The sequence below is a fragment of the Shewanella sp. SW1 genome (genome assembly GCF_025653545.1).
GTDB classification, from domain to species: Bacteria; Pseudomonadota; Gammaproteobacteria; order Enterobacterales; family Shewanellaceae; genus Shewanella; species Shewanella oncorhynchi.
Genome location: NZ_JAKKSG010000019.1, coordinates 26,014 through 51,029, shown reverse-complemented (window position 1 = coordinate 51,029; position 25,016 = coordinate 26,014). Strand labels below are relative to the sequence as shown.

Sequence of the window (25,016 nt, the reverse complement as noted above, 5' to 3'; positions counted from 1 at the left end):
CTAAAAGCAAGTGGTTTTTGTTGAGGGTAAAAACAAGGTTGCAATTTTGTAATCGAACGAAATTGATTTCTTGTGTATTAAATTGGCATTTTTGCTTAGTTTGCGGGTGTTTTGTGAGCAAAAAACGCTGAAAACGCCTTAGTTTAAAAGTTTCATGTTTCTTCCTTTAAATTGTCATCTTGCGGTTTTAGATCGTATTGATATGACGACAGGAAGGATAACTGTGGAGCTTAGTCGGTGACTTGATTAGAATGGGGTGACTCACTAAAAGGATATGTGCGCGTGTCAGAATCTGTTTTTCAGCTTGAATCGCAATTCGCCCCCGCAGGCGACCAACCTACAGCGATTGCCAAATTAGTCGATGGACTCGAAGCGGGTCTGGCCTGCCAAACCTTACTCGGGGTGACGGGCTCAGGTAAAACCTTCACGATTGCCAATGTGATCCAAAAGTTAGGTCGGCCCACGATTATCATGGCGCCTAATAAAACCTTGGCGGCGCAGCTTTATGGCGAGATGAAAGAGTTCTTTCCCCATAATGCGGTCGAGTATTTCGTTTCTTACTACGATTACTACCAGCCCGAAGCCTATGTACCTGCATCAAATACCTTTATCGAAAAGGACGCTTCGGTTAATGCTCACATTGAGCAGATGCGTTTATCCGCCACTAAGGCGCTGTTAGAGCGTAAAGATGTGGTGCTGATTGCTTCGGTGTCGGCCATTTATGGCTTGGGCGATCCCGATTCCTATTTAAAAATGTTGCTGCATCTACGCCAAGGCGATGTGATGGGGCAGCGTGACATCTTAATTCGTCTCAGTGAATTGCAGTACAAGCGCAATGATATTGAGCTACAACGTGGTACTTATCGTGTGCGCGGTGAAGTGATTGATATTTTCCCCGCCGATTCTGAGCGTAATGCCATTCGAGTCGAGTTGTTCGACGATGAGATTGAACGCTTAAGTGAGTTTGACCCGTTAACGGGCCATATTATTAAACGTATCGCCCGTACGACGGTTTACCCTAAGACTCACTATGTCACGCCGCGGGAAAAAATCATCGCTGCCACTGAGTTTATTAAAGAAGAACTGCGTGAGCGTAAGCAATATCTACTCGATAACAACAAGTTAATTGAAGCTCAGCGTATCCATGAGCGGGTGCAATACGATGTGGAAATGATGGTGGAGTTGGGTTACTGCTCTGGCATCGAAAACTACTCGCGCTATTTGTCTGGCCGCGCACCGGGGGAAGGGCCACCAACCTTGCTCGACTATTTGCCTGCCGACGGCTTATTAATTATCGATGAATCCCATGTGACTGTGCCGCAAATCGGCGCTATGTACAAAGGTGACCGTTCCCGTAAAACCACTCTTGTGGAATACGGTTTCCGCTTACCGTCCGCCTTGGATAACCGGCCGCTCAAGTTTGAAGAGTTTGAGCAATTGATGCCGCAAACTATCTATGTGTCGGCAACACCGAGTGCCTACGAGCTGGAAAAGAGCGAAGGCGAGATCGCTGAGCAGGTTGTGCGGCCAACGGGATTGCTCGATCCTGAATTAGAAGTGCGCCCCGTTGGGACCCAAGTGGACGATTTATTGTCTGAAATCGCCAAGCGAGTGGCCGTCAATGAGCGGGTGTTAGTGACGACGCTGACTAAGCGTATGTCGGAGGATTTGACTGAATACCTCGACGAACATGGCGTAAAAGTGCGTTATCTGCATTCGGACATAGACACAGTCGAACGGGTTGAGATCATCCGCGATCTGCGTTTAGGTAAGTTTGATGTGCTGGTTGGGATCAACTTATTGCGCGAAGGCTTAGATATGCCTGAAGTGTCATTGGTGTGTATTTTAGATGCCGATAAAGAGGGCTTCTTGCGCTCTGAACGCTCGCTCATCCAAACGATTGGCCGCGCGGCGCGTAACGTCAATGGTAAAGTGATCCTCTATGCCGATCGCATCACCAATTCGATGGAGAAAGCGATAGGTGAAACTGACCGACGTCGTGAACGTCAGCGGGCGCACAACTTAAAGCACGGTATCACGCCTAAGGGCGTCGTTAAACGGATCACCGATGTGATGGATGTGGATGATGGCCGCGACAGTAAAGCGGTGTATGGCAAAGTGGCTGAGCCTAAGTCCCATTATCATAAAGTCGATGCGGCAGAGTTAAGCCATCAAATTGATCAGCTTGAGAAGAAGATGCATGAACATGCGCGCAACTTAGAGTTTGAACAAGCGGCGGCAATGCGTGATGAAGTCAAGCACCTGCGGGACCTGTTGATCAAAGCCTAGATTTATTCTTGCGCTTAGCATTAAAAAAGCCGTCCAGCAATCATGCTGCGACGGCTTTTTAATATCTTGACTTGGATTAAGCAGGGACTTTTGATTGGCTCATTTTTAGCTTAATAAACACCGCTAAAGCGCAAATCAGCCCGCAGATTAAGCCGACCAAATGCGCCTCGGTTGCTACGCGCGCACCTATCATGGCGGTGACATCACTGCTGGCACCATAAAGCTGTTCGTATCCGACCTTGATGATAACGCCAACGAGCAGCAGATAGCCTGAGCGCAGCTTACGGACAATATCCTGCACTGCGCCGTAGGCGAACAAACCATGCAACATACCGCTTAAGCCGACATAACCAAGCAATTGCGGATAGCCTAAATACAAGCCTATACCTTCAAGTAAACATAACACGAAAAATAGTGCACTTAAGCCTTTGAGATGATAATGAAAATGGTGCAAAAATAGCACCACCCACAGCCCTGCAAGGTTCATCAATAGATGCCATTGATTCGTGTGCAGTAAATTTCCAGTGATTAATCGCCACCATTCACCCTCACTAATGGCACTGCGGCGATAGGCGAGTAGGTTATCGACATCGGGGCTTGCTAAGCCTGCGGCATACAAACCCGCACAGATCAGACTCACCATCAGCGCGACCCAATAGGGACTGCGTGTCATGCTTTAGGCTCGCTGGCGTCAAGCTCAGCCATGACCGCTGCTTTATTCTGTAGATAGTCATCTAATCCACGTTTGCGAAGATGACAGGCAGGGCAATCACCACAGCCATCGCCAATCACGCCGTTATAACAGGTGAGAGTATGGTGGCGAACCAGATCAAGTTGCCGATATTTATCCGCCAGTGCCCAGGTTTGTGCCTTATTGAGCCACATTAAAGGCGTGATGATTTTTAGTTGCTTATCCATGCCTTGAACTAAGGCGGATTCCATCGCTTTGACAAAATCGTTACGACAATCAGGGTAGCCTGAAAAATCGGTTTCACACACGCCTGTGATAATCGCCTGCGCCCCTAATTGATAGGCATAAATACCTGCAAGCGTTAAAAATAAAATATTACGGCCGGGCACGAAGGTATTGGGTAAGCCATTTTCCATCAACTCGTGTGAAACGGGTATCGCATCACGGGTCAGTGCCGATATCGCTAACTCATTGAGTAAGGTGACATCCATGACTTTATGACTGGTGATCTTCAAGCGTTTTGCTAAGGATTTGGCAACTTCAATTTCTTCGCGGTGGCGTTGACCGTAGTCAAAAGTGATCCCATGTACTTCATCGTACTGGGTTAGGGCTTGAATAAGGCAAGTTGTTGAGTCTTGTCCGCCACTGAATACCACCACTGCTTTGGACACCACTGTTTTTGACACTAAGCTCGTTGACATAAAGGATTTCACTTCACCGTAGAACAGGTATAAATAGGGCGTTAGTGTAACTCAGGCCATAGGGCTTGCAAACTCTGACTATAGGGCCGAAATAGGCTTTCTCGGCGCAAAGACTTGCAGCTCAAGCTAAAATCCACTATAAATGCCGCCCCAGAAAAGTGGAACGTCAGTATGAATTACCCTGTCAACGAAGTATTTGAAACCATTCAAGGTGAAGGTGTCTTTACCGGAGTGCCCGCCATATTTGTCCGCCTACAAGGTTGTCCCGTGGGATGTGCTTGGTGCGATACGAAACAGACATGGGATGTGCTTGAAGCCAATAAGGTGTCGCCAGAGCAAGTGATTACCGTAGACGGCACCATTGGTCGCTGGGCTGATCATTCGGCGCAAAGTCTTATCGCTGCCTTTCACGCTAAAGGTTTTACTGCGCGGCATATCGTGATCACCGGCGGTGAGCCTTGTATGTACGATTTACGCGAATTAACCGAGACCTTGCACAGTCAAGGCTTTGCGACTCAAATCGAAACCAGTGGCACCTTCGAAATCAACTGTGCTGATGACACTTGGGTGACAGTATCACCCAAGGTGAACATGAAAGGGGGCTATCAGGTATTAGCACAGGCGCTGAACCGTGCCAATGAGATTAAGCATCCTATCGCCACTGAAAATCACATCGATGAACTTGATGAGTTACTGCAAGACATCGATATTTCAGCGAAAACGATTTGCCTGCAGCCGATTAGTCAAAAGCCTAGAGCGACAGAACTGGCGATGAAAGTGTGTATCGCCCGTAATTGGCGCTTATCGATCCAGACCCATAAGTATTTGAATATTGATTAATGCTAATCTGCAAAGCATAAAAAACGCCTCACAGTTGTGGGGCGTTTTTTATGGTGGATGTTTTGTGGATTCTAAACCTAACGACTTAATACAGTTGCTTAATCAAGCTCACTTAACTGGCCGAAATGATTAAATGCTGCAAGTTGGCGCTGATAGGGCGCAATATCGCCGATGTTAGCTGTAATCCAATCTGTATCGTAATAAGTATCAAGGTAACGCTCACCTGAGTCACAAATGAGGGTCACTATTGAGCCTTGCTCTCCACGCGCTTGCATTTGTACTGCAAGTTGCAATGCGCCGTACAGGTTGGTTCCTGTGGATGCGCCGGTTTTACGGCCAATCAATTGTTCTAACCAATGAATCGTCGCCACTGATGCGGCGTCGGGAATTTGCAGCATAGTATCGACAACTCCAGGAATAAACGATGGCTCGACTCTCGGTCGACCTATGCCTTCAATCTTACTGCCATTGCAACAGGTTAAGCTGGCATCGCCGCTCTGATAGAAATCAAAAAAAACGGAGTTTTGCGGGTCGACCACGCAAAGTTGTGTTGCCAACCTCTGATAGCGAATGTAGCGGCCTATGGTCGCCGATGTGCCGCCAGTGCCTGGGCTCATCACTATCCACCGCGGGATAGTGTGTGGCTCGCGCTCCATCTGATTGAAAATCGAGTTAGCGATATTGTTATTACCGCGCCAGTCGGTTGCACGCTCGGCGTAGGTGAATTGATCCATATAATGGCCGCCAAGCTCTGTGGCAAGGCGCGCCGATTCTGCGTAAATCTCACTGGAATGATCGACAAAATGACATTGACCGCCATAGAAAGTGATCTGCTCAATCTTCTTTTTAGCTGTGCTTTTGGGCATTACGGCAATAAAAGGTAAACCGAGTAAGCGGGCAAAGTAGGCTTCAGAAATCGCCGTACTGCCCGATGAGGATTCGATAATTGGCGTGCCTTGCTTAATCCAGCCGTTACACAGGGCATAGAGGAAGAGTGAGCGGGCGAGGCGATGCTTCAAACTCCCTGTCGGGTGGGTACTTTCATCTTTAAGATAAATATCTATGCCATCGAGCATAGGTAATTCAAGCTTAATCAAGTGGGTATCGGCGCTGCGCTGAAAATCCGCTTCAATCTTGCCTATCGCGTGGGCTTCCCATGTTGGGCAGAGTCTGTGAGCGCTGTGAGAATCCACTGGTGGTTGAATCGTGTTAGAAATCATAGTAGTCACATCGAAAGAGATCATTTTCAGAGCATATCACAGGGACGGGCAAAGCGGTTTTATTGGATGAGCTTGAAGTCATTCGCTTAAAGTAGAGCACGACGTAATTGAAATCAAAAACAAATGTCGTTAACCAAGAGGTTTACTTAACATAGAAATACTAAGAATTTAATCAGATTTAAGCTGGAACAGTCAGATTAAGTTGGAACAGACTAAGCGGAAGTGGAACAAGAAGGATATGCGAGAGTGAAAGAAATGGTGGAGGGAGAAGGATTCGAACCTTCGAAGGCTGAGCCGTCAGATTTACAGTCTGATCCCTTTGGCCACTCGGGAACCCCTCCACAAACTTTCTTTTTAGCTTTACAACTGACTTTTAAAATGTCTTTCAAAACATCATCAATAACGGACTTGTTTATCAAGACAAAACTAAACATTGGCCATGCTTAGTCTTTGAAAATGATTATCTGCGTTAGAGATAAAGATGGTGGAGGGAGAAGGATTCGAACCTTCGAAGGCTGAGCCGTCAGATTTACAGTCTGATCCCTTTGGCCACTCGGGAACCCCTCCACGAATACCTTTAACGCTTTTGTAAAACTCTACATCATTTTTGAACAACACATAAAACTTGCAGTGCAAATGGTGGAGGGAGAAGGATTCGAACCTTCGAAGGCTGAGCCGTCAGATTTACAGTCTGATCCCTTTGGCCACTCGGGAACCCCTCCTCAATTGCGGCCGCCATAGTAGTCAGAAACCTTTTCCATGTAAATACCCAATTTAAAAATATTCCTAAAGTTATGTATCAAATGGTCGATTAACTAACAACGAATTGTTTTGACGATGTTTTTTTATGCAAATTGATGTTCCTTTAGTCAACGAAGCCCAAATTGGCACCCGCTTAAACGCGGCGATAGAAAACGACAGACGGGGCGAATTCGCCCTGTTGCTGTCGTTACTGTCGGTTGACGCTCGGGACATGGCGCAATTCCAATGGCAAAATGAACTTGATATGGCGCAAAAATTACAACGTCAGTTCGAATTGCCACCGCAGCAAAGTTTAATGGCGGATTTATCGTCTGCTGAGCCTGTGGTTGATAACAGCAGTATTTTTATGGCTCAAGGTCCACGTGCGTTTCAATTACAACAAGCATTGCGACCGGAAGCCTTAGTCATCCGTGGCGGCGAGCCAGTCGCAATGGCAGAAGCGTTAAGTAACTGTGACCATGTCACTCAGCTGAGACAAAGGGGCCAATTAACAGCACCCAAAGTCGAGATCATGCACTTTGCTGATCAATTGGCAATCCAACGTAATCTTGTGCCTTTGCTCGCTTCAGCCTAAGGCCGTCTTCCCGCAAGTGATCTTCAATACCCATCGGGTCAATCTGATCCATTTCGATAAATAAGCGTGAGCTAAAGCCAGTTATCTTGAAGCTTAATTACCTATAATTCGTATTAACCTATCGAGTTAAAATTTACCACGTTAAAAATTTAACGAGCATATTTTAGTGATGCCGTTAATCAGTCGCTCTATACATTAAGGAATACAGATGAAAGGCATAATAGAAGCACAGAGCCCGACAGTGAATGACACTTGCACCGATTGCGGCAGCTTTGTCGATATCGGCGCCGTTATTGATGAACACGATACGTTATTGACGTTAAATTTTGTTGGCGATAGCGCTCAAGCGGATGCCGAAAGCATGGCAACACGCGCTCAAACTCGATTTGCTGAAGTGCAAACTGAATTTGTGACTAAGACTGAAGGCGTCGACTTACTGCTGACCTTCAATGTCAGCGCGGAAAAAATGATTTTTCAATTGGAAAACGGCCTGTAATTTTTAAAGCAGCACTTTAGTTTTTAGTCGGTTATGGATATCCGGAAATCGCGCTAATTGCCTAAAAATGCTGCTATTGTTAACCAAATTGTAATAAATTGTGCCACATGTTGCTGTGCTTACAACAGTTAGTGTAATATGCCTCCAAATAAGAATAATTCAATCAGCTTAATTCCACATTTTGAGGTAAGTTTGCTAACAGCAAAGACCTTTAGCCCAACACGAAGTTTTGTAGGGAACCAGCGTGAAGCGACGTCAGCATCAGCATTTATTGGAGTCTTTGGTACAGTCAACTGCAAAACAGCAGGGCGATTTCACAAAGACGGCAGAGTTAACCACAGAGTTGTTGTGCCAGAATTTAGCGGTTTCTTTGGTATCAGTGTGGACTTTTTCATCTGATCAACAAACCCAATCACTCGTCGCACAATTTGGTTCTATGATGTTGCAAGACATTCATAGACCTAAGTTATTACAAGATTGTCCCCGGTATGTACACGAGCTCAAAACTCTGCGCCATATCGATGCAGGCAATGCCCTGACCGATCCACGTTTAAGTGAATTGGCTGAGTGCTATTTTATCCCGCGGCAAATCAACTCGAGTCTTGACATCGCCATTCGTATCAATGGCCATCTCGAAGGTGTGCTCTGCATCGAGCGGGCACAATTGACTCCCCACTGGCATGACAGTGAAATTCACCTCGCGTGCCAGATGGCCGACCAATTAGCCCTGACCTTAGCGACAAAACACAGCTACGATAAAGAAGAAAGCTTGAGTTTATTTCGCTGTGCCACTGAACAATCGCGACAAATCAGTATGTTAATTAATCTGCATACTGAAAAAGTCGAGTATGTGAATCAGGCGCACAGTGAAATCACTGGCATGCCCCGTGAACAGATTATCGGCGCGAATATCCGTGAGTTGGCTTTTTTCAAGCAGCATGCCCAATTAGCCGAGCAAACCCTAGCGCAAATCTTTAGGGGCGAAATTGCCAAAGGCGAAGTGCAGTTTAGTCGTGCCGATGGCAGTCGTTATTGGCTGACATACGTGCTGAGTCAGTTCATTACCGATCGCGGCAATCATTATGCCTTGGTCTCGTGTGAAGAAAATACCGACGAGCATAACTATAAGTCAGAGCTTGAACGGCTTGCTTGGCGTTGTGGATTAACGGGACTCCATAACCGTACTCATTTTAATCGAGTCCTTGAACGTACCACGAAGGGACTGTTGTTATTAGTTGATTTAGTGGGATTTAAGCGTTTTAACGATACCTATGGCCATGAAAATGGCGATAGCTTGTTGATAGAAATTGCCCGCCGTTTGAAACATTTTTCTGAGATTAATAAGGCCACCGAAATTGCCCGCGTCGGCAGCGATGAATTTGCCGTGCTGTTGACCGATGATAATGCGGTTTACGATCTCGATTATTTTAGTACTCGCCTGTATCAACATCTTGCTATGCCTATTTTAATCGGCCGTGAGCAAGTCGAACCTAAGCCTGCTTTAGCTGTGGTTGATATTGCCTCTGTGGCGAGTTTGTTTGCCCCATTAACCTGTGCCGATATTGCAGTGCAGTATGCTAAAAAGAAAAAAGGCACTGCAATCCAAGTATTTAACAGCACGTTATTGAGTGCATTTAAAGAGGATGCGCAGATAGAACGTGATTTACACAGTGCGATCCGTGGCCGTCAGTTTGAGCTTTATTATCAGCCACTGAGGGATCTTGAGCAGAATACCTATATTGGCGCCGAAGCCTTAATCCGTTGGCACCATCCTAAAAGAGGCGTGTTATTTCCAGCTTCCTTTATTGATATTGCAGAGCAGTCGGGGATGATTAATTCTATCGGCAGTTGGGTTTTAGAGGCCGCTTGTCGACAGTTAAACCTATGGCAGCATCATAATGCAGATATGACAATGCATGTGAATGTGTCGGCCCGCCAGTTCTTCAGTGGTAATTTATTTGAGCAAGTGTGGCAGTTGTTGACGCGTTATCGCTTGAAACCTAAGACTTTAATCTTAGAGATCACTGAGACTGAATTGATGGGTGATATTCGTCACGCGACCTTGTTATGCCAAGAATTAGCGGAATTAGGCGTAGGGCTCGCGATTGACGATTTTGGGACGGGTTACTGCTCTATGCGTTATTTGAAGCAGTTTCCGATCAGTAAACTTAAGATTGATCGTTCGTTTATTTCAGATCTTACCGTCAGCCGTGAAAGTCGCGAAATTGTGTCAGCCATTATCGCCATGGCGAATGCATTAAATATATCTTTGACGGCAGAAGGGGTTGAAACCCTTGAGCAAGAAGCGTTTTTAGCGAAAAGTTTTTGCCATCAGGCACAGGGTTATCTCTATAGTCCTGCATTACGGGAGCCTGAGTTTGCACAATTTATCTTGTCGGCTAAAAGCGCTTCGGCCATAACCCACTAAAGTTACATATAACCCACTAAGTCACAATTGTTTCAAATGTGCTGCTCACGATAAAATAAAGGCAACCTAGGTTTGTAATCTAGGTTGCCTTTATTGTTGATCTCTGTACTTGTTCAATCAGCACTATAAACCTTCATCGTAATTTTCCAGTGCAGTTCAGCACTGTATACCTATTAAGATTTTAAGCAGCATTGTTTGAATTTTTTGCCACTATGGCAAATACAGAGATCATTTCTACCGGGTAATTTAGCCGTCATTTGCTGGCCTTGGCTGTAATACCAGCGACTTTCTTGGTAGATAAATTCGGATCGCTCATAGATAGCATCAATTTCACCATCGAGCTTATACCAAGCTTTAAAAGTAACTGTGCCATGTCGTTGTTCAGCTATTGCCGCTTGAGCATTGTGGATTGGTGTTTCAGTGCTGCTCTGTACATCTAATCCTAACCAATGTGGGTGAGGACCAGCATTGAGGCTCGTGAGAGTAAGGCCATTTAGATGGTCAGGGTGATGTGTTTTTAAAATGTAATCAAAATTTTTCAATACAAATGCGCAGTAGCGTGAGCGCATAAGTTGTTCAGGAGTACGGGCAATGATTTGCCCAGAGTCTACATGCGTATGCAGTGGACCACAGCAATCTTGATAGCTTATCCCACTGCCACAGGGGCAGGCTTGCTTAGTTGTAGTCATGTTAGCTAAATCTTTAGTTTAATTATATTTGTTTGAATTTATTCTATTTATATCTAAATGCGTTAGATGTTAGACAATCCATTTAAACGTAATCGGCATTAACATTAGGGTAATTTTTTACCCGCAGGTAAAGGCGGAAATTGGCGACCATAATACAAGTTAGGCACTGGTTTCGCATTCAGATAATAGCTAGGTTCTGCGCGGTTATTGGTATCTAAGCTCACTTTCCATTGGGTGGATGAGACTTTTTCTGTACCAATAGCAAATTTGCCAGCAAATTCACTCACAGGTTCGCCAGTTTCTTGTGCCGGGTAAAATCGAACCAAATAATAGCCTGTATCTATTGCACCATTACCGATAATTTTGCGTTTAGTAATGCGGAAATCCACGTCAATAGTGGCTTTTTTGGCGTGGATTTTATCGAAAAACTTCTTGTAAATGGCGACAATATTGTCTCGTCCATAGTAAATTTCTTTACTTTGACTCTCAGATAAGTAGCTAGCGTCATCAGCGTAAATCTCACGGGTCACCTCAGGGGACAATTGATTAAAAGCGCTAATAAACAAAGGGTAATTAGCGTTGATCAATTGATCATCAGTGGGTTTTGTATGAGTTTTAGCTGGATTGGCTAAGCTTGGTAGTGACAATAAGCACATCAGGACTAGCGGCAAAAATTTCATTACTTTATTCTAATCTGGCAATCATGGCGTCACTATAATGGAGGCGCCCGCTGAACTAAAGCCTTGAATGTTTACAAAGTGTGTTTCTGTACAAGAGTGTGAAGTAAAGGAGCTTGCCATGCTGGATGATGAATCAGCACTGTTTTTTGAGGAAATGGCTGGAGTCGTGCCACTAAAAGGCGATATGCCAGTGGTAAATTTAGCACCGAAAGCGTTGACGGCTGAGCAAATACACAGACGCGATGCTTTACAACGGGAAGCCTTCCTAGCGTGTATGCCACTGGATTTAAAAGCGTTTCCACAGCAAGCGCCAGATGACATTGTGAGCTTTAAGCGTGAGGGGGTACAGGGCGGCGTTTTTAAACGACTCCGAATGGGGCAATACAGCATCAAGATGGAGCTTGATGTGCATGCTTATCGGTTAAACCAAGCTCGTGATGCCGTCCTTAACTATTTACTGGCAGCGCAGGCACATGGTGAACGCTGTGTCATGTTGATCCACGGTAAAGGCTATCAGAGTCAACCCTTTGCGGGATTGCTCAAATCCGCTGTGTGCTATTGGTTATCACAACTCGACATGGTGCTTGCCTATCATTCGGCGAAAACCGAGCAGGGCGGTGCTGGAGCACTTTATGTGATGTTAACTAAGTCAGAACAGCTTAAGCTTGAAAACCGTGAAGCCAATCGCAAAGGAATGGGATGGCGTTAGATTAAACAGATAAGTATTGAATAAAAATGCCCAATTTTATTGGGCATTTTGTTTTATGTTATTGGGTAATGATTTAACGAACCCTTACCAACCACACTGGCGGTTTGCGGTGGTATTTTGCTCATCTAACCATGTTTTAAGTGGGGCGAAGTAATCGAGCACCGCTTTTGCATCCATCGTTTCTTTGCCGGTGACTTCTTTCAATGCTTCTGGCCAAGGTTTACTTAAGCCTAACTCGAGCATCTTATTGAGTTTCTCTCCCGCGGCTTGATTGCCATAAATACTGCATCTGTGTGCCGGACCTTTATCGCCTGCAGTTTCACACAGCGCTTGATGGAATTGGAATTGCAAAATATGCGCTAGGAAGTAACGGGTGTAGGGTACATTGCCTGGTACATGGTATTTAGCACCCGGATCAAAATCTGCTTCACTACGTTCAGTCGGTGCTTTGACGCCTTGGTATTTTTCCCTCAGATCCCACCAAGCTTGGTTATATTGGGCGGGCGTGATTTCGCCGCTAAACACTTTCCAGCGCCACTGATCTATCATCAGGCCAAAGGGCAAGAAAGCAATTTTGTCTAAGGCTTGTTTTAGTAAGAGGCCGATATCCTTAGATGCATCAGGTACTTCTTCTAATAAGCCGATTTGCTTTAAATAGCTTGGCGTAATCGACAGTGCAATCGTGTCACCAATGGCTTCATGGAAACCATCGTTGGCGCTGTTTTTAAATAGGAAGGGTTGTTGCTTATAAGCGCGTTGATAGAAGTTATGCCCAAGTTCGTGGTGGATAACGCTAAAATCTTCGGCAGTTTTTTGGATACACATTTTAATGCGGATATCGTCGAGATTATCGAGATCCCACGCCGAAGCGTGACAAACCACATCACGGTCCTTTGGTTGTACGAATAGAGAACGCGCCCAAAAACTTTCTGGCAATGGTGCGAACCCTAATGATGTGAAGAAGCCTTCGGCTTGTTTCACCATTTTATGCTCGTCATAGCCTTTCTTTGCCAGTAACTCAGTGACATCGTAACCCGGATCGGCATTGTCAGGGGCGACGAGATCATACACATTGCCCCATTGCTGGGCCCACATGTTGCCAAGTAAGTGTGCAGGGATGGGGCCAGTGGTCGGTGCGACGGTATCGCCGTACTCTTTATTCAATTCTCCCCGCACGTAGCAGTGCAAGGACTCATAAAGTGGCTTAACTTGGCCCCAAAGACGGTCGAGTTCCTGTGAAAAGTCATCGGGCTTCATATCGTATTGACTGCGCCATAGTTCAGACAGGTTGGCATAACCGAGATCCTTTGCGCCTTCATTGGCCAGTTCAACTTCGCGTTGAAACAAGGGGCGCATGGGTTTAGCTATTTCACGCCAGCCTTTCCACGCTTCCAGTAATTTTACGGGATCACGTGATTCGGCCATTAAGCTCGATAGCTCAGGCTGAGTCATACACTTGCCGTCGGCAAAACAGTATTTTCCTTTGCCGTACAAGCCATTTAATTCTGAACTAATTTGCGCCAGCTCGGTATTCTTCGCAGGATCGAGCGGCGCGGGTAACACTAATGCACTGCGCAGTATATTGAGCTTGCGGGCATTTACGGGATCGAGTTGCACATTGGCATACTTAGCCGCCTCAGTTGCAAATTTTACCGACGCGGCACTGACCTTTTCGCCGACTGCGGCAGACAGGGCCGCGGTATCATCAGTAATAAAGTTGCTGTAAATCCACTCGGCGCGATTAGATTCAATCGATAATTCGGCCATCTTGGCTTCAGCATCGTTAATAAAAGCAATGGCTTGTGCTTTATCTGGGGCGGTATTGATGACAACTGCTTCTACTGTAGCTGTTTTGTCTGTTTTACTTTGTGCATCATTACAGGCCGTTAATCCCAGCGCGAGTGCCACTGTGAGGGCGATTTTACTGCGACGATTCAATGAAATAACCATGTCTAGTTGTCCTTGTTGTTTTTGTGTTACACAGTTTACCTAAACCACAGGGTTATTGCACAAGGGTTAATTGACTTGTTTTTAACACTTATTCGGACATGTACGACATACCGCTTATATCACAGACTAGAAAGCGGTGAATTTGTCCAATTTTAGTTTGACATCCGTGGTGCCAATGTTTAATTTAAACGAGTGTTTTAAATTAATTCAAGGTCACGGAATGGCAAGTCGATCCGATACAAAAACTAGAATACTTGATGCCGCAGAAAAACTGTTCGCCGAACGGGGCTTTTCTGAGACTTCCTTGCGACTCATTACCAGCAAAGCTGAGGTGAATTTAGCATCGGTCAATTATCACTTTGGTTCTAAAAAAGAGCTGATCCGTGCAGTGTTAGCCCGCTATTTAGACGTATTTATGCCTGCTGCTTCAAGCCAAATTCACCGTTTAAATGCCGCTCCAGCACAAGCAACACTCGAAGAGATCCTGTCTTCTTTGGTCGATCCTTTATTGGATTTAAACGCGCTACGTACAGAAGGCACCACGATCTTCCTGCAGCTTTTAGGCCGTGGCTATATCGAAAGCCAAGGGCATTTACGTTGGTTTATCACTACCCATTACGGCCAGCATCTGGATGCTTTTGTTAAAGCCGTTTCGGCCAGTGCACCACATATTCCACCCGCTGAAATGTTTTGGCGCTTACACTTTACCTTAGGCACTATCGTGTTCACTATGGCGTCCGCTGATGCCCTAAATGACATTGCTGCTGCTGAGTTTGGTGAGCATAACGACATCGAAGCCGTGATCCGTAAAGTGATCCCCTACATGGCGGCTGGCGTATCAGTCCCAGTTTCTTCTTAATTAAAAGGTCTTGATAATGTTGACGATTATAATTCTTGCCCTGATAGCCATTGTCGTGTTGTTTGCGGTGAAAAATATCCGGATGCAGTTTATTACCCGCCCAGTTTTTAGTTTTTTCAAGAAGGTCTTGCCGCCACTTTCAGATACCGAGCGCGAAGCGATGGAAGCCGGTGATGTCTGGTGGGAAGGGGAGTTATTTCGCGGAAATCCTAACTGGAATACCTTGCATAGCTATGGCAAACCCACGCTAACTGCTGAAGAAAAAGACTTTATTGATAATCAAGTAATGACAGCACTGACGATGATCGATGATTTCGACATAGTGCATAACCGCAAGGATTTACCGCCGGAGCTGTGGGAATACTTTAAGAAAGAAGGTTTCTTCGCACTGATCATTCCGAAGAAATTTGGTGGTAAAGCTTTCTCTGCCTATGCAAACTCGACCATTGTCAGCAAATTAGCCAGCCGTAGCGTAAGCGCCGCTGTGACTGTGATGGTGCCGAACTCTTTAGGTCCTGGTGAGTTGCTGACCCACTATGGTACGAGCGAGCAGAAAGAACGTTGGTTACCTGCTTTGGCTAAAGGCGATGAAATTCCTTGTTTTGCGTTAACTGGTCCAGAAGCGGGCAGCGATGCCGGCGCTATCCCCGATGTCGGTATTGTGTGTCGTGATACTTTCAACGGCGAAGAAATGCTTGGGCTTAAACTAACATGGGATAAGCGTTATATCACGCTGGCGCCTGTAGCAACAGTTCTGGGGTTAGCGTTCCAAATGCGCGATCCTGAAGGTCTGCTTGGCGATAAGAAAAACTTAGGCATTACCTGTGCGTTGATCCCAACGGATCATCCTGGTGTGGTGATTGGTCGTCGTCATAATCCGCTGGGTATGGCGTTTATGAACGGTACTACTCAAGGTAAAGAAGTGTTTATCCCGCTCGATTGGATTATCGGTGGCCCTGAGTTTGCAGGTAAAGGCTGGCGTATGCTGGTTGAGTGTTTGTCAGCGGGCCGCGGTATTTCATTGCCAGCATTGGCAACGGCTTCTGGTCACATGGCGACGAAGACGACAACGGCTTACAGCTATGTGCGTCACCAGTTTGGTATGGCAATTGGTCAGTTTGAAGGGGTGCAAGAAGCGCTGGCGCGTATTATTGCCAACACTTATCAGTTAGAAGCCGCACGCCGTTTAACAACCACGGGTATCGATCTTAAAGTCAAACCTTCGGTCGTGACCGCGATAGCTAAGTACCACATGACTGAATTAGGCCGTTCTGTGATGAACGATGCCATGGATATTCAATCGGGTAAGGGCATTCAATTAGGACCTAAAAACTATTTAGGCCACCCTTATATGTCGAATCCAATTTCGATCACTGTGGAAGGCGCGAATATTCTAACCCGCTCATTGATGATTTTTGGTCAAGGTGCGACTCGCTGCCATCCTTACGTACTTGCCGAAATGGAAGCCGCAGCGATGGAAAACCAACATGAAGCCTTAGAGCGTTTTGATGCGCTATTAATGGGTCACATGGGTTATGCCACGCGTAATGCTTTCAGTGCGTTGTTTAGCGCGTTAAGCGGTAGCCGTTTTGGCAGTGCGCCAGTGAGCGGTGAAACTAAGCAGTACTATAAAGATATGTCGCGTATTTCGTCTGCATTAGCCTTAATGACAGATTTATCAATGCTGATCATGGGCGGCGATTTAAAACGTAAAGAAATGCTGTCGGCACGTATGGGTGATGTGCTCAGCCAGTTGTATTTAGGCTCAGCGACCTTGAAGTTATTTGAAGATAATGGCCGTCAACAGGACGATTTGCCTGCGGTACGTTATGTAATGGCCAATCGTTTGCACTTGGCGGCTAAAGCGTTGGAAGACACGATTCGTAACTTCCCGAGCCGTCCTGTGGCCTGGTTACTGCGCGGCTTAATTTTTCCACTGGGTAATCACTTCACTGCACCGAGCGACAAAATGGCGACCGATTTAGTTAGCGGTATGTTGAAGCCTGGCCCTGCTCGTGAACGTATTACTTTCTTATGTCCTGAATTTGAAGGGGATAAGGGTGGTATTGCTGAAGTTGAGCAAGCATTTATCGCGCAATATGCCTGTAAAGATATCTATAAAAAACTGAAGAAAGCGCAGCGTGCCGGTGAGTTGCCAGCAAAAGTGCCGAATCTAGTCTTGTTTGCAAAAGCACTCGAGACTGGCGTTATCACTGCCGACGAAGAACAAAAGTTACAGCATGCTGATAAGCTGCGCTTAGCGGCAATTAATGTGAATGATTTCGAAGCGTTATAGTGATTGCTAATGTTTGATGTTAGCGTTTAATGTTAGCGTTTAATGTTAGTGCAGTTTGGTCTAAGCGGTGTTAAGTTCGATAGCTAGCCGCTTAGGCCGTTTGGATTTCCCTCTGAAATGAGAGACCAACAAATCTTCACCAACAGAAATCTGCACTTACAGAAAACAGTCAATATAAAAAAACCACCTTCATGAGGTGGTTTTTTATTGGCTTTTTTCTAACGCGCTTGAGTTGTTAGAAGAAGCTTAAGCAACCTAAGCTACGATCAACACTTTACAGGTGTTAGTGCCGCCAATCGTTTCCATTGCATCGCCTTTGGTCATTAATACCATATCACCGCTATTCAAATAACCAGCCGCAGTTAATGCTTCTAACGCTTTTTGCGCTAGCTCATCGGCTGGGTGGATAGTTGAATCGAAGTAAATTGGCAACACGCCGCGGTACAAGGCCATTTTGGCTAAGGTTGTTGCGTGACGTGATAAACCTAAGATTGGCAGTGAAGAACTGATACGAGACATCAACTGTGGTGTTGCACCCGATTCAGTCAGAGCGATAATCGCCTTAACGCCTTCTAGGTGGTTTGCTGCATACATAGTTGATAGTGCAATGGTTTCTTCAACTGAAGTGAAACGCACATCTAATCTATGCTTAGACACAATCACACTTGGGTGAGATTCAGCGCCAACACACACGTTTGCCATTGCCTTAACGGTTTCTTCTGGGAAGTCACCGGCAGCAGTTTCAGCAGATAACATCACAGCATCGGTACCATCAAGCACAGCGTTCGCCACGTCCATCACTTCGGCGCGGGTTGGCATTGGGCTTGAAATCATCGATTCCATCATCTGGGTGGCAGTGATGACGACTTTATTCAGTTGGCGTGAACGGGCGATTAACTTCTTCTGCACTGCAACGAGTGCAGCATCACCAATTTCAACACCTAAGTCACCACGGGCAACCATAACAACGTCAGACGCTAAGATAACATCATCCATCGCGGCATCGGTCGCAACCGCTTCAGCACGTTCAACTTTAGCAACGATCAACGCATTACAACCTGCTTGACGGGCAAGATCGCGTGCATAGTCCAAGTCTGCACCACTGCGCGGGAAAGACACGGCTAAATAATCCACTTGGATCATTGCTGCAGTGAGAATGTCAGCCTTGTCTTTTTCGGTCAGCGCAGCAGCAGAAAGTCCGCCGCCTTGTTTGTTAATACCTTTGTTGTTAGATAAAGGGCCTGCCACAGTCACTGTGGTATGCACTTTACGGCCTTCAACACGCTCAACGCGTAATTGAACACGGCCATCATCTAACATCAGGATATCACCAACAGTCACATCGTCTGGCAATTGCTTGTAATCGATACCCACTTGGGTCTCGTCGCCTTCACCTTTGGCTAACTCGGCATCAAGTACATAGGCTTGACCTAATACGAGTTGTACTTTCTTATTGTCTTTGAAAGTAGAAACGCGGATTTTAGGGCCTTGTAAGTCACCAAGAATGGCCACATGAACGCCTAACTCTTTAGCGATTTCGCGCGCTTGAGTTGCTCGTTTTAGATGATCTTCGGGGGAACCGTGGGAGAAATTAAGACGTACAACGTTTGCACCTGCCGCGATGATGCGGCGTAGGTTATCATCACGATCGGTAGCGGGACCTAGAGTGGTGACGATTTTGGTTCTGCGGAACATAAGGATACTCCGTTAAAGTTAAAAAAAATCTTGGGACTATATTACCATGCAATTCCAAATTTTGTAGTAAAGTTACAATCAAATTGATCTAAAGTTATGTATGAAAATTGTGAGGTATCGCTGATATTTGCACGATAAATGGCTAGGTTAAGGATCAACACTAGCCATTTTTAGAAAAGGAAGTGAGTTACAGTATCGGATCTTTATTGATGCGAGACTCTTTTAACACTTCTTTCACTCGTTTCAAATTATCGCGGAAACGTGGGCCTCTACGTAAGGTAAAACCCGTTGCCAATACATCTATAGTGACTAATTGGGCTAAACGCGAGGCCATAGGTAAATACATGTCAGTATCTTCTGGCACTTCCATTGTCACGGGCAGTGTACATTCCATTGACAAAGGCGAGTTGCGGGCGGTAATACCAATCACAGCTGCACCATTTTCTCTCGCTAAACGCGCGATTTCAATCAATGACTTAGTGCGGCCAGTGTGGGAAATCAATACCACCACATCGCCCTCATTACTGTTGATACAGCTCATGCGTTGCATTAGAACATCGTCAAAACAGATGACAGGGACATTAAAGCGGAAGAATTTATTTTGCGCGTCATGGGCAACTGAAGCGGATGCGCCTAGGCCAAAAAAGGAAATAGTCTTAGCTTGAGTGAGAATATCAACGGCTTTATTAATGGCTGAAATGTCTAGGCTTTGACGTGCGGTATCGAGCGAAGCCATTGAAGATTCGAATATTTTTGTCGTGTAAGACTCAGTTGAATCATCTTCTTCAACGTGGCGGCTCACATAAGGTGTACCGTTCGCAAGACTTTGCGCTAGATGTAACTTAAAATCAGGGAAACCTTTAGTATCTAAGCGGCGGCAGAAACGATTCACAGTAGGTTCACTGACATCTGCCATCTTAGCCAGTGTGGCGATGCTAGAATGTATAGCTGTCTGTGGTGATGCTAAGATCACCTCTGCAACTTTGCGTTCTGATTTACTAAAATGGGTGAGGCTTTTTTGAACCTTTTCTAGGGTATTCATACGCGTATGTCCGCTAAATTGAGAATGTAATTTTATTTATTTTTATTTCGTGGGCGCAGATCAAGACTGGCAGCCCACTAATAGACTCTATGTAGTAACTTTTCAGTACAATTTTGAAATAAGACTTTACTACCTTCAGTAATTTAAGCACAAAAAGCATATCAGATTTATGCAGCAAGTGACTAGTTAGCAAGAATGTTAATATTTATAAAAATAGATGCATTTAACAAATTCTGTTGTTATATTACAACAAAAGTGTGGATTTCTTCATCGACATGAAGGGACACGACATACAAAGGAGATCGTAACGCAATGGGCAAAACAACATCAGGCGCCAAAGCTTGTGACTTCGTACTCTTTGGTACTAAAGGCGATTTGGCACGACGCAAGTTGTTACCTTCTTTATACCAGCTAGATAAAGCTGAACTTCTCGATAAAGATACGAAAGTGATCGGTGTCGCGAAAGACGAGTTTACTCAAGATGAGTTTATCGAATTAGTCACGCTTGCATTAAACACCTTCGTGAAAGAGCCTTTGTGCGAAGAGACTCTCCAACGTTTCCTGTCCCGCTGCCACTATATTGGCACTAACTTTACCGATTCAGCGGGCTACAGTGCCTTCCATGATCTGCTCAAACCAGAAGAGCGCGTTATGGTCAGTTACTTTGCTACGCCACCTGCAATATTCGGCGACATTTGCCGTTGTTTGCATGAACAAGATCTTATCCACCCAGATTCACGCGTGGTGCTCGAAAAGCCCATCGGCTCAGATTTAGACTCTTCTCGTGTTATCAATGACCAAGTTTCCGCTTACTTCAAAGAACGTCAGGTTTACCGTATCGACCATTACTTAGGTAAAGAAACCGTACAGAACTTGATTGCCCTGCGTTTTGCGAACTCTTTATTTGCTTCTAAGTGGGACAACCGTACGATTGACCACGTCCAGATCACAGTCGCAGAAGAAGTAGGCATCGAAGGCCGTTGGGGTTACTTCGACAAAGCGGGTCAAATGCGTGACATGATCCAAAACCATTTGCTGCAAGTGTTAACGCTCGTTGCCATGGACCCACCTGTTAACTTAGACGCTGATAGCATCCGTGATGAAAAAGTTAAAGTACTTAAATCACTGCGTCCGATTAATTCTGACAATGTGTATGAAAATACCGTACGCGGTCAGTACAGCGCAGGCTTCTTAAAGGGCAGTCCAGTACCGGGTTATTTAGAAGAAGAAGGCGCCAACCTTCAATCACACACAGAAACCTTCGTGGCGATCCGCGTGGATATAGACAACTGGCGTTGGGCGGGCGTGCCTTTCTATTTACGTAGCGGTAAACGTATGCCGTTTAAGAGCTCTGAAATTGTGGTGTATTTCAAAAACCCACCGCATAACTTATATCGCTCCAGCTACCGTAATCTGCCACCGAACAAGCTGACAATCCGTTTGCAGCCCCATGAAGGGGTTGAAATCCAGATGATGAACAAAGTGCCAGGTTTGGAGCAAAAACAACGTCTACAAACCACTAAACTCGATTTGAGCTTCTCCGATACCTTTAAAAATGAACGCATCGCCGATGCCTACGAGCGTCTATTACTCGAAGCTATGCTCGGTAATCAAGCGCTGTTCGTGCGCCGTGACGAAGTCGAGCAGGCATGGACTTGGGTGGATGGCATTATCCAATCGTGGGAACAAAGCAACGAAAAACCAAAACCTTATCCTGCGGGTACTTGGGGTCCAGTTGCGTCAGTTGCTTTGATCACCAAAGATGGCCGTTCGTGGGACGAGTAGGAGACTTTGATGATTAAAGAAACCGTATTCAAATCTTTCGATACGCCAAGTGCGTTAGAACAACAGCTTGCTAATAGAATTGCGAGCCAGTTGCAGGAAGCCGTTGATGCCCGCGGAAAAGCGAGCTTAGTGGTTTCCGGTGGTTCGACGCCGCTTAAGTTATTTCAACTATTGAGCATGAAATCCATCGATTGGAGTGATGTTTATATCACGCTTGCCGATGAGCGCTGGGTTGAAGCCGACGCCAATGCTTCTAATGAGCGTCTCGTGCGTGAACATTTATTACAAAACCGTGCGGCGAATGCCAAATTCCGCGGTTTAAAAAACATGTTTTCGACCGCAGAAGCGGGCGCCGATATGGCCGCCGAGTCCTTGTCTAACTTCCCACGTCCTTTTGATGTGGTGGTGTTAGGCATGGGTAACGATGGTCATACCTGCTCTTGGTTTCCCTGCAGTGCTGAGCTTGAACATGCGCTCACAACCCAAGCCTTGTGTGTGGCGACGAACCCCACCACAGCGCCCCACGGCAGGATCACGCTCTCTAAGAGTGCGATTCTGAACAGCAGACAAATTTATCTGCACTTGGTCGGGGAACAGAAATTATCCGTATATCGTCAAGCGTTAGAAAGTGATGATGTCCATGCTATGCCTATCAGAGCCGTATTAGCGCAGCGTAAAACGCCCGTTGATGTGTTCTGGAGCGCTTAAGGAGTCACTATGCACTCAGTAGAAATACACTCAGTAGTTCAAGCTGTTACCGACAGAATTATTGCCCGTAGCAAAGCGCCACGTGAAGGTTATCTCGCCGCATTGAATGATGCCCGTAACCATGGTGTACACCGCAGCTCATTGAGCTGTGGCAATTTAGCCCATGGTTTTGCCGCCTGTAATCCAGACGACAAAAATGCATTGCGTCAATTGAATAAGGCGAACATCGGCATAGTGACGGCATTTAACGATATGTTATCTGCGCACCAACCCTATGAAAGCTATCCTGAATTGCTTAAAAAAGCCTGTCAGGAAGTCGGCAGTGTTGCACAAGTGGCGGGTGGTGTTCCGGCCATGTGTGACGGTGTGACTCAAGGTCAACCCGGTATGGAATTGAGCTTACTGAGTCGTGAAGTGATTGCGATGGCAACGGCTGTGGGTTTGTCTCACAACATGTTCGATGGCGCTTTACTGCTCGGCATTTGCGATAAAATTGTTCCAGGTTTACTTATCGGCGCCTTAAGTTTTGGTCACTTACCTATGTTATTCGTGCCGGCAGGGCCGATGAAATCAGGTATCCCGAACAAAGAAAAAGCCCGTATCCGTCAACAATTTGCCCAAGGTAAAGTAGACCGTGCACAGCTATTAGAAGCTGAAGCTCAGTCTTACCACAGTGCAGGAACCTGTACTTTCTACGGCACGGCAAACTCGAATCAGTTGATGCTTGAAGTGATGGGTCTGCAGTTACCGGGATCATCTTTTGTGAATCCTGATGATCCACTGCGCGAAGCGTTAAATAAGATGGCGGCTAAGCAAGTGTGCCGTTTAACTGAAATGGGGACTCAATATACCCCAATCGGTGAAGTGGTTAGCGAAAAGTCTGTGGTTAACGGCATTGTGGCACTTTTGGCTACTGGTGGTTCTACTAACTTGACGATGCATATTGTCGCCGCGGCTCGTGCTGCCGGTATTATTGTGAACTGGGATGATTTTTCAGAATTATCCGATGCTGTCCCATTAGTGGCGCGCGTCTATCCAAACGGTCATGCCGATATTAATCATTTCCATGCAGCCGGTGGCATGGCGTACTTAATCAAAGAATTGCTCGATGCGGGTCTATTGCATGAAGATGTGAATACCGTTGCGGGTTTTGGTTTACGCCGTTATACCCAAGAGCCAAGGCTGCTCGACGGTGAACTGCGCTGGGTCGATGGTCCAACGACTAGCTTAGATACTGAAGTGTTAACGTCAGTCGCATCACCTTTCCAAGGCAACGGTGGCTTAAAATTACTCAAAGGTAACTTAGGCCGCGCTGTGATCAAAGTGTCAGCAGTACAAGAACAACATCGTGTCGTTGAAGCGCCCGCAGTGGTGATTGACGATCAAAACAAACTCGATGCCTTGTTCCAAGCCGGTGCTCTGGATAGAGATTGTGTTGTGGTGGTTAAAGGTCAAGGCCCGAAAGCCAACGGTATGCCAGAACTGCACAAGTTAACCCCACTATTGGGAACGCTTCAGGACAAAGGCTTTAAAGTCGCGCTGCTGACCGACGGTCGTATGTCTGGCGCGTCGGGTAAAGTCCCTGCGGCCATTCACTTGACGCCAGAAGCCTTAGATGGCGGTTTAATTGCCAAAGTCCAAGATGGCGACTTGATCCGTGTCGATGCGTTAACTGGCGAACTGAGCTTGCTTGTATCTGAAGCTGAACTTGCCACCAGAGCCGCGGGAATTGTGGATTTACATCGCTCACGTTATGGCATGGGCCGCGAGTTATTTAGTGCGCTACGTTCAAATCTAAGTAGTCCAGAAACTGGTGCGCGTTGTACTAATGCCATCGATGAACTTTATTAATACAAAGGAAGAATAACGCAATGCTTGAGAATAACTGGTCACTACAGCCACAAGATATTTTTAAACGCAGCCCTATTGTTCCTGTTATGGTGATTAACAAGATTGAACATGCGGTGCCATTAGCGCGAGCACTGGTTGCCGGCGGCATTAGCGTGTTAGAAGTGACTTTGCGTACGCCTTGTGCACTCGAAGCTATCACTAAAATCGCCAAAGAAGTGCCTGAGGCCTTAGTGGGCGCGGGTACTATTTTAAACGAAGCTCAGCTTGATCTTGCGATTGCCGCGGGTGCGCAGTTTATTATTACCCCAGGTGCAACGGTTGAACTGCTCAAAGCGGGTATGCATGGTCCAATCCCTTTAATTCCAGGGGTTGCGAGCATTTCAGAAGTGATGACGGGGATGGCGCTCGGTTACACCCACTTTAAATTCTTCCCAGCTGAAGCTTCGGGTGGTGTTGATGCTCTTAAAGCCTTCTCGGGTCCGCTAGCGGATATTCGCTTCTGCCCAACAGGTGGCATTACGCCAAGCAGCTATAAAGATTATTTAGCGCTGAAAAACGTCGATTGTATTGGTGGTAGTTGGATTGCGCCAACGGATGCAATGGAACACGGCGATTGGGATCGTATCACTCAACTTTGTAAAGATGCCATTGGCGCTTTATAAATCGAGCTTGAAATAGTGACAAAATAAAAAACCACCGCGAGGTGGTTTTTTGTCTTTTATTTTTTGCATTTTGATAAAGAACGGCGGCG

General features: G+C 46.0%; 20 protein-coding genes and 3 tRNA genes. 12 read left to right on the top strand and 11 right to left on the bottom strand.

Features of this window, described 5'->3' with window-relative positions:
• Positions 1-282: 282 nt before the first annotated feature.
• Positions 283-2,289, top strand: a complete 2,007-nt coding sequence (gene uvrB / locus L5M71_RS16870) for an excinuclease ABC subunit UvrB (protein ID WP_263191975.1) — start codon at positions 283-285, stop codon at positions 2,287-2,289.
• Between the two features lie 76 nt (positions 2,290-2,365).
• On the opposite strand, the gene rrtA is transcribed toward uvrB, so the two are convergent.
• Together rrtA and queC are read right to left on the bottom strand one after the other, a co-directional pair.
• Positions 2,366-2,962, bottom strand: a complete 597-nt coding sequence (gene rrtA / locus L5M71_RS16865) for a rhombosortase (protein WP_263209381.1) — start codon at positions 2,960-2,962, stop codon at positions 2,366-2,368.
• Entirely contained in the window at positions 2,959-3,681 is a 723-nt protein-coding gene (gene queC / locus L5M71_RS16860; protein WP_263141931.1) for a 7-cyano-7-deazaguanine synthase QueC, read from the bottom strand. The genes rrtA and queC overlap by 4 nt, the downstream gene beginning before the upstream one ends.
• 171 nt (positions 3,682-3,852) lie before the next feature.
• Between queC and queE the strand changes: the two genes are divergently transcribed.
• Complete coding sequence (gene queE, locus L5M71_RS16855; RefSeq protein ID WP_028760010.1) at positions 3,853-4,521, top strand: 7-carboxy-7-deazaguanine synthase QueE; 669 nt, start codon at positions 3,853-3,855, stop codon at positions 4,519-4,521.
• Positions 4,522-4,619: 98 nt separating this feature from the next.
• Here the strand turns inward: queE and L5M71_RS16850 are convergent, their stop codons facing one another.
• The 4 genes from L5M71_RS16850 to L5M71_RS16835 all read right to left on the bottom strand — a co-directional run bounded on the left by L5M71_RS16850 (position 4,620) and on the right by L5M71_RS16835 (position 6,463).
• Entirely contained in the window at positions 4,620-5,765 is a 1,146-nt protein-coding gene (locus L5M71_RS16850; protein ID WP_263209383.1) for a PLP-dependent cysteine synthase family protein, read from the bottom strand.
• Between the two features lie 232 nt (positions 5,766-5,997).
• Positions 5,998-6,082, bottom strand: a tRNA-Tyr gene (locus tag L5M71_RS16845).
• Positions 6,083-6,223: 141 nt separating this feature from the next.
• A tRNA-Tyr gene (locus L5M71_RS16840) sits at positions 6,224-6,308 on the bottom strand.
• A gap of 70 nt (positions 6,309-6,378) precedes the next feature.
• Positions 6,379-6,463 (bottom strand) — tRNA-Tyr (locus tag L5M71_RS16835).
• A 125-nt stretch (positions 6,464-6,588) separates the two neighbouring features.
• Between L5M71_RS16835 and L5M71_RS16830 the strand changes: the two genes are divergently transcribed.
• The 3 genes from L5M71_RS16830 (at position 6,589) to L5M71_RS16820 (ending at position 10,001) form a co-directional block, all read left to right on the top strand.
• A complete protein-coding gene (locus L5M71_RS16830; protein WP_028760008.1) occupies positions 6,589-7,077 on the top strand; it encodes a VC2046/SO_2500 family protein in 489 nt (162 codons plus the stop codon).
• Between the two features lie 208 nt (positions 7,078-7,285).
• Complete coding sequence (locus L5M71_RS16825) at positions 7,286-7,573, top strand: DUF406 family protein (RefSeq protein ID WP_113939682.1); 288 nt, start codon at positions 7,286-7,288, stop codon at positions 7,571-7,573.
• A 244-nt stretch (positions 7,574-7,817) separates the two neighbouring features.
• Positions 7,818-10,001 carry a putative bifunctional diguanylate cyclase/phosphodiesterase gene (locus L5M71_RS16820; RefSeq protein WP_263209386.1) on the top strand — a complete coding sequence of 728 codons (2,184 nt, stop codon included), beginning with the start codon at positions 7,818-7,820 and terminating at the stop codon, positions 9,999-10,001.
• A gap of 173 nt (positions 10,002-10,174) precedes the next feature.
• Here L5M71_RS16820 and L5M71_RS16815 read toward each other — a convergent pair whose 3' ends face one another.
• Positions 10,175-10,690: a YchJ family protein gene (locus L5M71_RS16815; protein ID WP_263209388.1), complete on the bottom strand. Its 516-nt coding sequence runs from the start codon at positions 10,688-10,690 to the stop codon at positions 10,175-10,177.
• A 104-nt stretch (positions 10,691-10,794) separates the two neighbouring features.
• Entirely contained in the window at positions 10,795-11,370 is a 576-nt protein-coding gene (locus tag L5M71_RS16810; RefSeq protein ID WP_263178418.1) for a nuclear transport factor 2 family protein, read from the bottom strand.
• A 118-nt stretch (positions 11,371-11,488) separates the two neighbouring features.
• On the opposite strand from L5M71_RS16810, the gene smrA reads away from it, so the two are divergent.
• On the top strand, positions 11,489-12,079 hold the full coding sequence (smrA, locus tag L5M71_RS16805) for a DNA endonuclease SmrA (RefSeq protein WP_198573474.1): 591 nt from the start codon (positions 11,489-11,491) through the stop codon (positions 12,077-12,079).
• A gap of 84 nt (positions 12,080-12,163) precedes the next feature.
• Here smrA and L5M71_RS16800 read toward each other — a convergent pair whose 3' ends face one another.
• Positions 12,164-14,029: a M2 family metallopeptidase gene (locus tag L5M71_RS16800; protein ID WP_263178417.1), complete on the bottom strand. Its 1,866-nt coding sequence runs from the start codon at positions 14,027-14,029 to the stop codon at positions 12,164-12,166.
• Between the two features lie 220 nt (positions 14,030-14,249).
• On the opposite strand from L5M71_RS16800, the gene L5M71_RS16795 reads away from it, so the two are divergent.
• Together L5M71_RS16795 and L5M71_RS16790 are read left to right on the top strand one after the other, a co-directional pair.
• Positions 14,250-14,888: a TetR/AcrR family transcriptional regulator gene (locus tag L5M71_RS16795; RefSeq protein WP_028760001.1), complete on the top strand. Its 639-nt coding sequence runs from the start codon at positions 14,250-14,252 to the stop codon at positions 14,886-14,888.
• A gap of 16 nt (positions 14,889-14,904) precedes the next feature.
• A complete protein-coding gene (locus L5M71_RS16790) occupies positions 14,905-17,184 on the top strand; it encodes an acyl-CoA dehydrogenase (protein WP_168825236.1) in 2,280 nt (759 codons plus the stop codon).
• Positions 17,185-17,439: 255 nt separating this feature from the next.
• Here the strand turns inward: L5M71_RS16790 and pyk are convergent, their stop codons facing one another.
• Positions 17,440-18,879 carry a pyruvate kinase gene (pyk, locus tag L5M71_RS16785; RefSeq protein ID WP_105252459.1) on the bottom strand — a complete coding sequence of 480 codons (1,440 nt, stop codon included), beginning with the start codon at positions 18,877-18,879 and terminating at the stop codon, positions 17,440-17,442.
• Positions 18,880-19,066: 187 nt separating this feature from the next.
• Positions 19,067-19,921, bottom strand: a complete 855-nt coding sequence (locus L5M71_RS16780; protein ID WP_006081563.1) for a MurR/RpiR family transcriptional regulator — start codon at positions 19,919-19,921, stop codon at positions 19,067-19,069.
• Between the two features lie 312 nt (positions 19,922-20,233).
• Here L5M71_RS16780 and zwf point away from each other — a divergent pair, with 312 nt between their 5' ends.
• Genes zwf through L5M71_RS16760 form a run of 4 tightly spaced genes read left to right on the top strand, consistent with a single transcriptional unit; the run spans position 20,234 to position 24,927 of the window.
• Positions 20,234-21,706: a glucose-6-phosphate dehydrogenase gene (gene zwf, locus L5M71_RS16775; RefSeq protein WP_028759998.1), complete on the top strand. Its 1,473-nt coding sequence runs from the start codon at positions 20,234-20,236 to the stop codon at positions 21,704-21,706.
• A 9-nt stretch (positions 21,707-21,715) separates the two neighbouring features.
• The gene (gene pgl, locus L5M71_RS16770; RefSeq protein ID WP_263209391.1) at positions 21,716-22,414 is read left to right on the top strand and encodes a 6-phosphogluconolactonase; all 699 of its coding nucleotides are present in this window, start codon (positions 21,716-21,718) and stop codon (positions 22,412-22,414) included.
• A 24-nt stretch (positions 22,415-22,438) separates the two neighbouring features.
• The gene (gene edd / locus L5M71_RS16765; protein WP_263209406.1) at positions 22,439-24,265 is read left to right on the top strand and encodes a phosphogluconate dehydratase; all 1,827 of its coding nucleotides are present in this window, start codon (positions 22,439-22,441) and stop codon (positions 24,263-24,265) included.
• 20 nt (positions 24,266-24,285) lie between these two features.
• Positions 24,286-24,927, top strand: coding sequence for a bifunctional 4-hydroxy-2-oxoglutarate aldolase/2-dehydro-3-deoxy-phosphogluconate aldolase (locus L5M71_RS16760; RefSeq protein ID WP_028759995.1), 642 nt, complete (start codon positions 24,286-24,288; stop codon positions 24,925-24,927).
• Positions 24,928-25,016: the final 89 nt, after the last annotated feature.

Bases quoted from the DNA above. Each gene is read 5' to 3' on its own strand.
- rrtA (WP_263209381.1), bottom strand. From the start codon at position 2,962: ATGACACGCAGTCCCTATTGGGTCGCGCTGATGGTGAGTCTGATCTGT.
- queC (WP_263141931.1), bottom strand. From the start codon at position 3,681: ATGTCAACGAGCTTAGTGTCAAAAACAGTGGTGTCCAAAGCAGTGGTG.
- queE (WP_028760010.1), top strand. From the start codon at position 3,853: ATGAATTACCCTGTCAACGAAGTATTTGAAACCATTCAAGGTGAAGGT.
- L5M71_RS16850 (WP_263209383.1), bottom strand. From the start codon at position 5,765: ATGATCTCTTTCGATGTGACTACTATGATTTCTAACACGATTCAACCA.
- L5M71_RS16830 (WP_028760008.1), top strand. From the start codon at position 6,589: ATGCAAATTGATGTTCCTTTAGTCAACGAAGCCCAAATTGGCACCCGC.
- L5M71_RS16825 (WP_113939682.1), top strand. From the start codon at position 7,286: ATGAAAGGCATAATAGAAGCACAGAGCCCGACAGTGAATGACACTTGC.
- L5M71_RS16815 (WP_263209388.1), bottom strand. From the start codon at position 10,690: ATGACTACAACTAAGCAAGCCTGCCCCTGTGGCAGTGGGATAAGCTAT.
- L5M71_RS16810 (WP_263178418.1), bottom strand. From the start codon at position 11,370: ATGAAATTTTTGCCGCTAGTCCTGATGTGCTTATTGTCACTACCAAGC.
- smrA (WP_198573474.1), top strand. From the start codon at position 11,489: ATGCTGGATGATGAATCAGCACTGTTTTTTGAGGAAATGGCTGGAGTC.
- L5M71_RS16800 (WP_263178417.1), bottom strand. From the start codon at position 14,029: ATGGTTATTTCATTGAATCGTCGCAGTAAAATCGCCCTCACAGTGGCA.
- L5M71_RS16795 (WP_028760001.1), top strand. From the start codon at position 14,250: ATGGCAAGTCGATCCGATACAAAAACTAGAATACTTGATGCCGCAGAA.
- L5M71_RS16790 (WP_168825236.1), top strand. From the start codon at position 14,905: ATGTTGACGATTATAATTCTTGCCCTGATAGCCATTGTCGTGTTGTTT.
- pyk (WP_105252459.1), bottom strand. From the start codon at position 18,879: ATGTTCCGCAGAACCAAAATCGTCACCACTCTAGGTCCCGCTACCGAT.
- L5M71_RS16780 (WP_006081563.1), bottom strand. From the start codon at position 19,921: ATGAATACCCTAGAAAAGGTTCAAAAAAGCCTCACCCATTTTAGTAAA.
- zwf (WP_028759998.1), top strand. From the start codon at position 20,234: ATGGGCAAAACAACATCAGGCGCCAAAGCTTGTGACTTCGTACTCTTT.
- pgl (WP_263209391.1), top strand. From the start codon at position 21,716: ATGATTAAAGAAACCGTATTCAAATCTTTCGATACGCCAAGTGCGTTA.
- L5M71_RS16760 (WP_028759995.1), top strand. From the start codon at position 24,286: ATGCTTGAGAATAACTGGTCACTACAGCCACAAGATATTTTTAAACGC.